Source organism: Blautia sp. ZXY-1-C6 (assembly GCF_056339875.1).
The window spans coordinates 1-10,058 of sequence record NZ_JBWJVQ010000049.1 but is presented as its reverse complement, the minus strand read 5'-3'; the positions used below and the strand labels follow the sequence as shown (position 1 = coordinate 10,058).

Sequence of the window (10,058 nt, the reverse complement as noted above, 5' to 3'; positions counted from 1 at the left end):
AAGACCTGTGGAATTATCTACGATCTGACCATTCGGAAGCGTCTCACCGGGACGGATCGCATTGCGGTAACGGATTTCCCATGGAGTGATACCTACTTTGTCTGCCATCATATTCAGTAGGGTTTCTGTTGCAAAACAGGTCTGGGTTACACCAAAACCGCGAAACGCTCCGGCAGGCGCATTCGTTGGTATAGTAAGCAGTTCCTTCAATCTCCGAAATTCTCATAATGATAGGGACCTGCCGCATGAGTACATGCACGTTCCAGCACAGGACCGCCAAGTGAGGCAAATGCACCTGTATCTGATGCTACTTTCGCTTTTACCCCCATGATATTGCCGTTCTCATCGCAGCCCATGGTCATATCCATATAAAACGGATGACGCTTCAGATGAACCAGCAGGGATTCTGCTCTGGTCAGTTTCATCTTCACCGGTTTCTTAGTAGCATAAGTGAGCAGCGCAGCCAGATGCTGTACTGTCATATCTTCCTTTCCGCCGAATCCGCCGCCTACAAGTGCATTCTGTACCTTTACTCTGTCCGTTCCAAGTAACAGGGAACACTCATGTAATGTCTGGTGTGCAGACTGATCTGTGGAATATACGAAAATATCTCCGTCCTCATCATACAAAGCCACTGCGCACTCAGGCTCAAGAAATGCATGTTCTGTCCATGGGGTTTCAAAATGATGACTGATCACATATTTGGAATTACGGATTGCTTCATCTGCATTTCCTCTGCTGATATGTTTATGTGCACAGATATTATTTTCTTCTTCATCAAATACCTTCGGTGCATCCTCTGCCGCTGCTTCCTCAATTGTACGAATATGAGGCAGCACTTCATATTTTACTTTGATCAGTTTCTTAGCTTTCTCAGCTGTTTCTCTGTCTTTTGCAGCAATAACGGCAATGGCATCTCCAAGATAATGTGTCAGACCCCCTACAGGTATCAGTGAATACTGATCATGTTTCAGATGTCCGATCTTATTCTCTCCCGGAATGTCCTCTGCTGTTAATACCGCTTCTACCCCGGAAAGTGCCTTTGCTGCTGCTGTATCGATCTCAAGTACACGTGCACGTGGATATTTACTTCTGAGTGCCACCCCATACAGCATTCCGTCAAAGTAAAAATCATCCGGATATTTGCCGGTTCCCAGTACTTTCTCCTCCACATCCACTCTGGATACTCTATGTCCTATATTCCAGTCCGGATCCAGATCATCCGGAATCACACCCGTCTTTAAAACTTTCGCAGCCAGCCTTACTGCATCCATAATTTTTACATAGCCCGTGCAGCGGCAATAGTTATTGCGCAGTGCATATTTAATCTCATCATCTGTGGGCTCTTTGTTCACGTCCAGAAGAGCCTTTGTACACATTACCATACCCGGAATACAGAATCCACACTGAACAGCACCTGCTTTTCCATAAGCGTAGGTATAGACTTCCCTCTCCCATTCAGTCAGTCCTTCTACTGTGATCACTGTCCTGCCATCCAGTAAATCTGTGTCCGGCACACATGCCTTGCATGTTTTTCCGTCAATTATAACTGTACAGGCTCCGCAGGCTCCTTCACTGCAGCCGTCCTTCACTGAAGTCAGATGAAGTTCATCCCTCAAAAAGCGCAGTAGTTTCTGATTTCCGGTCGGTTCGACCTTTTGTCCATTGACTGTAAATACTGCCTATATCGGACTCTCCTTTCTTTTTCCGCACGTCTGCCAATTAGGGCAGTCAGCCAGAGTTTACCTCTTTCTGTTTTTTATCTGCCTGTGATACCGCATGAATTTATTACAAAAGTAACATGCGGCCGCGATTCAGCCTGATATGCAACGCTGTCTACAGCCTTTTTCTGCTGTGGACAGAGTTAAATATTTCTTTATAAGTTATCTGATATTACAAATTTAAAATTATTTTACAGCTCTTTATTCCTGTTTTCAGACACGCTCTAGTACAGTGTTTCGTAAATAACTATATCAATCGCGTAGGATGCGGATTCGAAGAGTGCGCCGGTATAAAAACGCAGGCGTAGCGGGCTACGCTGAGGCTTTTATACCTATGCAATCGGATTCGCAGACAAGTGAGTGGTATAGTTATTTCGAAAACGATGTACTAGAGCGTGTCTGAAAAATAAAAATTGCACAAAACGCATGTTTTATTTCCCTTTTTCATGATAAAATAAAGAAAAAGGGGTGTTCACTATGTTGAGACGATATGAGTTGACTGATGAAGAATGGCTTCGCATTGAACCTTTATTACCTCCTGAAAATACTGGAAAACAAGGACGTCCAAGGAAAGACAATCGTATCATTATGAATGGAATTGTATGGCTTGCACGTAGTGGGGCACCTTGGCGCGATCTTCCTGAACGTTATGGTTCATGGAAAACTGTCTATAGCCGATTCCGAAAATGGATCGATGATGGTATCCTTGATAATATTTTCCGTATTTTAAGTCTTGAAGCAGAATTGGAAGAATTATCCATTGATGCTTCTATTATCCAGGCGCACCAGCATAGTGCCGGTGCAAAAAAAGGGGGCCTTCAAATGAAATCGGGCATAGCCGTGGAGGAGCCAGCACCAAAATCCATGCGGCAGTAGATGCCTATGGATATCCAGTTTATTTAATGATCAGTGAGGGACAGCGTAATGATATCAATTATGCAATCCCTTTGCTCGATCAAATTGAAATAAACGGAAGCAATGTGTTAGCTGACCGAGGATACGACAGTAATAAATTACTTGATTATGTGTACGCCCGCGGTGGAGAGCCAACCATTCCATCCCGAAAGGGAGCTAAATTTGAACGTCATTGTGATTGGTGGTTATACAAAGAACGCCATTTAGTAGAAAAGTATTTTCTGAAATTAAAAGCATTCCGACGAATCGCTACACGTTATGACAAATTAGCTGCAACCTACTTGGGATTTATTTGTATCGCCTCAATATTAATTTGGTTAAAATAAACAATTTAAAATGTTTTTCAGACACGCTCTAGGATCATCATTTCATGATCAGATAGCTGTAATCATCGATTACTGCACAGATCAGTCTGCGAAGACCTTCGTACAACTTATCATTTGCATCATCTGCCTTGCAGTCGGAAATCTGACCAAGGAGACGAACCTTGCACTCTTTTGTCTCCGGATTGATCACTGCAAATCCATCATTTGTGCTGTCTGCCATATCTGCCTCAGAAGCAAATAATGTAAATTTATCCTTGTACGGTGCACTTGCATATGGACAGAAGCTCTTGCAGTTGCCGCATTCGTTACACATATAATCTACATGGATCACCTGATTCATTGCCATTCCCGGAACTTTGATGGAGATGTTTGCTCTGTTTGGACATACATCTACACAATTCTCACAGACTTTATTACAGGTCAGACAGCGCTCACTTTCGCTCGCAGCGTCCTTGCTTTCTTTGAGTATTGCTTTTTTGGAGTAACAGTCTTTTTCTGTTCCCGGTACAGGCTGTCCTTTTACAATATCATGTCCAAGGATTGCTTTTGCAGCAACCTGTGCGTCGCGGATCGCTTCTACGATCGTAGCAGCTCCCCTTGCACCGTCACCGACAACGTAAACGCCTTCTGCACTTGTCTCCATTGTCTTATCATTGATGCGGGCTTTTCCGCGCTCATTGACCGCAATACCATTTGCTTCATAGAACTCAGTCGGAACTTTCTCGCCAACTGCAACGATCACTGTATCAGCCAAAACTTCTTCTGTTTCGCCCGTTTCTGTTACACCTGCACGTCCGGAAGCATCCATGCTGCCAAGTTCCATCTTCTTACAGAGCAGTTTGCCGTTTTCCAGAGATACAGGAGAAAGAAGTTCTTTGAACTCTACGCCCTCTTCCAGTACTTCCAGTAACTCATCTTCTGCTGCTGGCATATAGCGTTTGGTTCTTCTGTATACCAAGTAAACATGTTCTACACCTTCTGTACGTTTCGCAGCTCTTGCAGTATCCATGGCAGTGTTACCGCCACCGATCACAACTACGTTTTTACCCAGCGCAACCTTACCGCCAGTTGCTTTGAAATCTCTTAAGAATTTCAGAGCATTGATGGTTTCACCCTTTTCAAGCTTCAGAGTACCCGGTTTATTTGCACCTGTTGCAACGATCACTGCGTCATAACCCTGTGCTTTTAATTCCTGTACGGATTTCACTTCTGTACCTGTTTTGATCTCCACACCCATCTTCTGGATGAAGGAAACATCTTTATCGATTGCATCATCAGAGATACGGAATCCCGGGATCACATAACGGATCACGCCGCCGGCTTTCTCTTCTTTCTCAAATACTGTTACAGAAGCACCTGCTCTTGCAAGGAAGTATGCAGAAGCAATACCTGCAGGACCTGCACCTACAACAGCTACTTTCTTACCGTCTGCTGTGCCTGCTTTGATCTCATCGATCACTGTATCATATCCGTTTTGTGCTGCGATGAGCTTAGTGTTGCGGATATTTACAGGTTCTTCATAGAAGTTACGTGTACATTTGTACATACAGTTGTGCGCACAGAGAGTACCTGTGATAAATGGAAGTGCATTTTTCTCAAGGATAACTCTTAATGCCTGTGCATAATCGCCTTCTCCTGCCAGCTTCACATAGGTTGTGATATCCTGGTGGATCGGACATCCTTCTTCGCATGGAGCAAAGAAACAGTCAAGGAGCGGAACCTCTGAATCAGTTTTTCTCTTAGGAAGCGGTTTGATGCTCTTTACATGGTGAGTATCTTTTTTCGCATCCTCGGCCAGCTGCTCAAGTGCAGCTACATCAATGCCTTTCCATTCTTTCACACCGTCAGCCATTACTTTCTCTGCCATCTGGGTAAATCTCTGATATCCGCCCGGCTTCAGAAGTGTAGTTGCCACTGTTACAGGCCATACACCACATCCGACGATACGGTCGATATTATAGTAATCAGCACCGCCTGAATAAGCGATACGGAGTTTTCCGTCAAATTCCCGGGAAAGTCTGGCTGCAAGAGAAATGGATAACGGGAAAAGAGATTTTCCGGACATATACATTTCTTCGCTTGGAAGTTCATTTCTTGTAACATCTACAGGGAATGTATTGGTGATCTTCACACCAAACGCAAGGTTCAATTCATCTGCAAGTGCCTGCAGTCTCTTAAACATCGGAATCGCATCTTCGTACTGTAAGTCATCTTTGAAATGGAAATCACCAAATACCATATAATCATATCCCATGTCATCCATGGTCTTTCTGGCAAATTCATATCCCAGGAGAGTCGGGTTACATTTGATAAATGTGTTCAAATGTTTCTCTTTAAACAGATGATTTGCAATGCTCTCAATCTCGTTTGGAGGACATCCATGGAGAGTAGAGATTGTTGCGGAATTACAGATATCAGACGGAATCGCCTCAATATCTTCTTTTGTAACTTTTTCAAATTTATCTACATTGTCCAATAACCACTGTTTACATTCTTTAAAGATTTCAGTATCTTTTGCTTCCATCATACTGTCAATGAAAGTATTAACCTTTGGCTCTTTGATCCCTGCAAGATCATATCCAACGGAAATATTGAACTGGAATCCGTCCTGTGCACCCAGATCAAATTCTTTGGCGATCACATGCAGGATAAACCATGCTTTAATATATTCTCCCATTGCCTGAGGAACATAAAGCTCTGTAGACCATTCACAGTTATATCCTTCATCATCTGCAAGGATACATGGTCTGTTGATACAGGCTGCAAGCTCTGCACCGTCCATCTTCTGAACTGTTTTCAGCTCAAAGAAACGTGCGCCTGCATAGTAAGAAGCAACAATGTTCTGTGTTAACTGTGTATGCGGTCCTGCAGCAGGTCCGATCGGTGTTTCCAGATTTCTCTCAAATATATTCAGCTTCCTGTCAGTTTCCGCTGCATAAGCTCTGTGCTGTCCGAAAACTGTTCCTTTTGTTTTCTTTTCTTCTAATACCCAGTTCATTAACTGTTCAAAGGGCATACAGGTCATGACTTCACTCATAATCCGATCCTCCATTATTTCATACGGTATGGCTTCTCTCCATCCGTTCTATATTTTATTTACATTTATTTTTGCCAGGCAGAAAACTTATCTTTTTTACAATTCTTTACAGATTAACCATTAATATCATCTGCAAGTTCTTTTGCAGCCTGACGGCAGTCTGCCATAACTTTTGCCTCGTCGCATACAAGGACTTCGCGGTCTTTCATCAGGACTTTACCGTTACATACAGTAGTCTGGACCATGCTTCCGTTTACACCGAACATCAGATGTCCGTTAATGTTGCTTTCATTCATTGGTGTCAGCGGATCATAATCGATCACGATCACGTCTGCTGCCGCACCCTCTTTCAGGACACCGAGCTGTTTCTTAAAGTATCTGTTTGCAATCTTTGCATTTCCTTCAAAAAGCATCTGTGGAACTTCTCCCCAGGCTGCGTTCGGGTCGCAGAGGCTGTGTTTGTGTAAAACATTTGCAACCTTCCAGGATTCCATCATATCATGAGTATATCCGTCTGTACCAAGACCTGTGAGGATTCCCTTCTGTACCATTCTCATGGTTGGAGGACATCCGCATGCATTACCCATGTTAGATTCCGGGTTATGTACAACCATGGTATCTGTATCTTTGATCAGATCCATTTCATGTTCATTCACATAGATACAGTGACCGAGTAAAGTCTTCGGTCCAAGGATGTTCCAGTCATGAAGACGGTCAACAATACGTTTGCCATGCTCTTTCAGACACTGATGGAGATCGTAAATGCCTTCTGCTACATGGATGTGATATCCAACACCTTCCGGTTTCAGTTCATTGCAGAGAGCCATTGTCTCATCAGAGATTGTAAAGGATGCATGCATACCCATCATTCCGGCGATCATATCACTGTCGTCTGCAAGTGCATGCTTGATAAAATTCACGTTCTCCATTACAGATTCTCTGGATTTCTCCATTCCGTCACGGTCAGAAATCTCATAGCAGAGGCAGGTACGCACACCTAAATCCTTCGCAGCTTCCTCGATCGCATTGAGGGAACCTGTAATATGGCCAAAACTTGCATGATGGTCAAACACTGTGGTTACACCGTTCTTGATAGAATCAATGTATGTAGCATATGCAGAAAGCTTTGTCTGCTCCAGTGTCAGATGACGGTCAACTGTCCACCATAAGCCATCCAGAATATCCAGAAATCCCTGAGGATTATATCCGTTAATGCTTAAGCCTCTTGCGAAGGAGCTGTAGATATGCTCATGGGCATTAATAAATGCCGGCATGATAACCCCACCCTTCGCATCAACAAATTCAGCATCCGGATAAACTTTCTTTACCTCTTCAGTTACCCCCACCATTACTATGGTGTTACCATCCATTGCTACAGCACCATTCTCCAGAAATGGATTGGATGCGTCCTGTGTGATCATTCTTCCATTACCAATTACCAGCATATAGTTCCTCCTTTCACTTGTCAAAAACTACCAATTCGATACTGCTTTTTACCTTTTGTTTAGGAATTATGTACTAATACTGTAACATACTTCTCCGAATAATGCAAGTAGAATTTACAAAAACTTTTTGGTTTTTCAAATTTTTTTTAGGTTTTATACTATCTCCGGTGAACAGATAAAAAAGAACGGGGCAGTCATTGATGACAATGAACAACCTCGTTCTTTTTTTGATTTTCCTGTTTTCTGATGAAGCTGATTTTATGACAAATTTTCAGGTTTGTCAACAATTTTTGTAAGATAGGAGAGTTATCCTTCCATAATCGCAGAATTAACCCTGAGCTGTTTTCGTCCATTCTTCCAGAGATTCTCATCCAGCTCCACCTCATAGCCGCCGCCATTTCTCACATGCCACTCATAAAATGGTTTCTGTATATCTGCATACTCTTCCATGATATTCATGATCGTACCGCCATGGATGACAAGTGCCGCCTCTGCCACATGGCTGCGGATACATCCGGACACAACCCTGTCAAATCCTCTCAGGTTTCTGCTTTTAAACCCTTCCCTGCTTTCTCCTCCCGGAAAAGGCAGAGTACCGTTGCTGTCAATCCATTCCTGATAGTGCGGATTACCTTCCAGCTCTTTATAGTTCTTATTTTCAAACTCTCCGAAATCACATTCTGCCAGCTCTTCAATAATATGTACCGGCTCTCCCGGAAAAAGAATCTCTGCTGTCTGCACGCATCGTTTCAGAGGACTTACATAAACCGCCTGAACCTTTGGATAATCCATCTTATGCAGAAACTCTGTTCCCTCCTGACATAACGGCTCATCCGTTGTGCCGATATATCTGGAAAGTTTATTCCCTTCTGTTTTTCCATGTCTGATCAGCCATAATTTAATCATCTTTGATCACCGTTCCAATCCCGCAGATCACGCGCGTCACCTTATGGCTGTATGCTGCCAGCTTCGTACATACACGCCCTACAGCCTCTCTGTATTTTCTGTCAAAAGCATCCACAGGTACAACCCCGTACCCTACTTCCTGAGAGACAAGGACAATATCCGGATTCTTACAGATGATTTTTTCCGCAAGATCTGACACATCCTTTCCATTCTCCAGTTCACTGCGGATATACTGCTGAAAACCAGTCACACCCTGAGCATTCATCAGTTCCTCCTCTGTGACAGAACCGCCGTCACTCCACCTTAACTGTGGATACTGTTTCCTGGCATATTCAGTCTTTCCCTGATATGCACCGCCGATTATCATTTCCATACTCTTCTCCTCAAAAATTAGAAACCACCGCCAGGATCAATGCCATCCCAACTTCACAGATACAAAGAAAGAATCCTGAAATATCCCCGGTTGTCCCGCCAAAGTACTTCATCGCAATATGATGATAATACCAGAAAATCAGCAAAGCTCCCACAAAAGCCAGACTTCCCCATACAGGCCGGATCAAAATCATTCCCGCAGCCAGAAGCACCAGATAGACGATCAGCACATTTCTCGAGAGCACATCTGAAGAATTTCTGGAAAACTCAGCAACTGTACCGTCTGCCTTTGCTTTCGGAAAGGTAATAACTCCAATCCCTGACAGACATCTGGAAACCATAAAACCAAGGCTCAGAATTCCGATCGCCCTCATATTCTCTGCACTGTTAAACAACTGACTGTAAGCGCCGTACCAGGCAATGAAATATACCGCCGCAGTAATAACGGCAAAAGCACCTGCATGGGAATCCTTAAGAATCTCCAGCCTTCTGCTTCTCTCCTGCCAGGAACTCAGGGCATCCGAAGTATCCAAAAGACCATCCACATGGATCCCGCCTGTCACAAATACCGGTACCAGCACCAGCACTGCTGTCACGAATCCCGGCTGATACCCAAACCGAAGTCCCAGATATGCCACCAGCATAGTCAGCCCGCCGATCACAGTTCCGATAAACGGAAAAAAGCAGAACATATACTTCATATTTTCCTTTGTCCAGTCAGCGCGGGGCATGGGAATCTTAGAAAACATGGCAAATGCCACCTTAAAATTATTCCATAAAGATTTCATTGATCAATTCCTCTTTTTCATATTATGGCAATCCTGTCAAATATATTATTTGCAAAGATTGCTGCAGGTATCTGCAGATTTGTGAAAGACTGGTATCCCATATATAACTTCCACCACTTCATCAGCTCTCTGCGCAGCAGCCTGATTGATTTTTCCCAGATATTCCAGATAAGAATCCATATCTCCATCAAACACAACCGCATCTGAAAAAATCTCATTTGTAACGATTACCACATGAGCAGCCTGTTCCAGCAGATTCTCAATCCCTTTTGTAACTTCCGAAACTGTCCGGTCATGGGCTCCCTGTTCTTCAAACATTTCATTTGCCACCAGATTCGACATACATTCCAGAAGCACCACACATCCGGCAGGCAGTTTCACATTTTTGAGCCCTGTATAGCACTCAACTGTCTCGAAACCTTTTCCTGCACGCATCTTTTGGTGTCTCTCGATCCTTTTATGGCTCTCTTCATCAAAAGGGTGCATGGTCGCTATATAAATCCTCTGTGCATCCCCGAAAGAAAGCACCCTGTCTTCCGCAAAAGCAG

6 protein-coding genes and 2 pseudogenes are annotated in these 10,058 nt (G+C 43.6%); 1 reads left to right on the top strand and 7 read right to left on the bottom strand.

Going from position 1 to position 10,058, the window contains the following annotated elements:
- Window positions 1-1,628 (bottom strand): annotated as a pseudogene (locus AC075J_RS02135) (molybdopterin cofactor-binding domain-containing protein); the annotation flags it as partial.
- 570 nt (window positions 1,629-2,198) lie between these two features.
- Between AC075J_RS02135 and AC075J_RS02130 the strand changes: the two are divergent.
- A pseudogene (locus AC075J_RS02130) lies at window positions 2,199-2,962 on the top strand (IS5 family transposase).
- A gap of 37 nt (window positions 2,963-2,999) precedes the next feature.
- On the opposite strand, the gene ygfK reads toward AC075J_RS02130, so the two are convergent.
- The 6 genes from ygfK to AC075J_RS02100 form a co-directional block, all read right to left on the bottom strand.
- Window positions 3,000-5,999: a putative selenate reductase subunit YgfK gene (ygfK, locus tag AC075J_RS02125; RefSeq protein WP_055052749.1), complete on the bottom strand. Its 3,000-nt coding sequence runs from the start codon at window positions 5,997-5,999 to the stop codon at window positions 3,000-3,002.
- Window positions 6,000-6,112: 113 nt separating this feature from the next.
- Entirely contained in the window at window positions 6,113-7,444 is a 1,332-nt protein-coding gene (gene ssnA, locus AC075J_RS02120) for a putative aminohydrolase SsnA (RefSeq protein ID WP_008703281.1), read from the bottom strand.
- 306 nt (window positions 7,445-7,750) lie between these two features.
- Window positions 7,751-8,350 (bottom strand): histidine phosphatase family protein, encoded by a 600-nt coding sequence (locus AC075J_RS02115; protein ID WP_022381051.1) that lies wholly within the window; start codon window positions 8,348-8,350, stop codon window positions 7,751-7,753.
- A complete protein-coding gene (locus AC075J_RS02110; protein ID WP_022381052.1) occupies window positions 8,343-8,723 on the bottom strand; it encodes a bifunctional adenosylcobinamide kinase/adenosylcobinamide-phosphate guanylyltransferase in 381 nt (126 codons plus the stop codon). Before AC075J_RS02110 ends, AC075J_RS02115 begins: the two co-directional genes overlap by 8 nt.
- 10 nt (window positions 8,724-8,733) lie before the next feature.
- Window positions 8,734-9,510: an adenosylcobinamide-GDP ribazoletransferase gene (locus AC075J_RS02105; RefSeq protein WP_008703284.1), complete on the bottom strand. Its 777-nt coding sequence runs from the start codon at window positions 9,508-9,510 to the stop codon at window positions 8,734-8,736.
- A 45-nt stretch (window positions 9,511-9,555) separates the two neighbouring features.
- Window positions 9,556-10,058, bottom strand: a 503-nt coding sequence (locus tag AC075J_RS02100) for a bifunctional adenosylcobinamide kinase/adenosylcobinamide-phosphate guanylyltransferase (RefSeq protein WP_476389913.1), incomplete at its 5' end; no start/stop codon positions are given.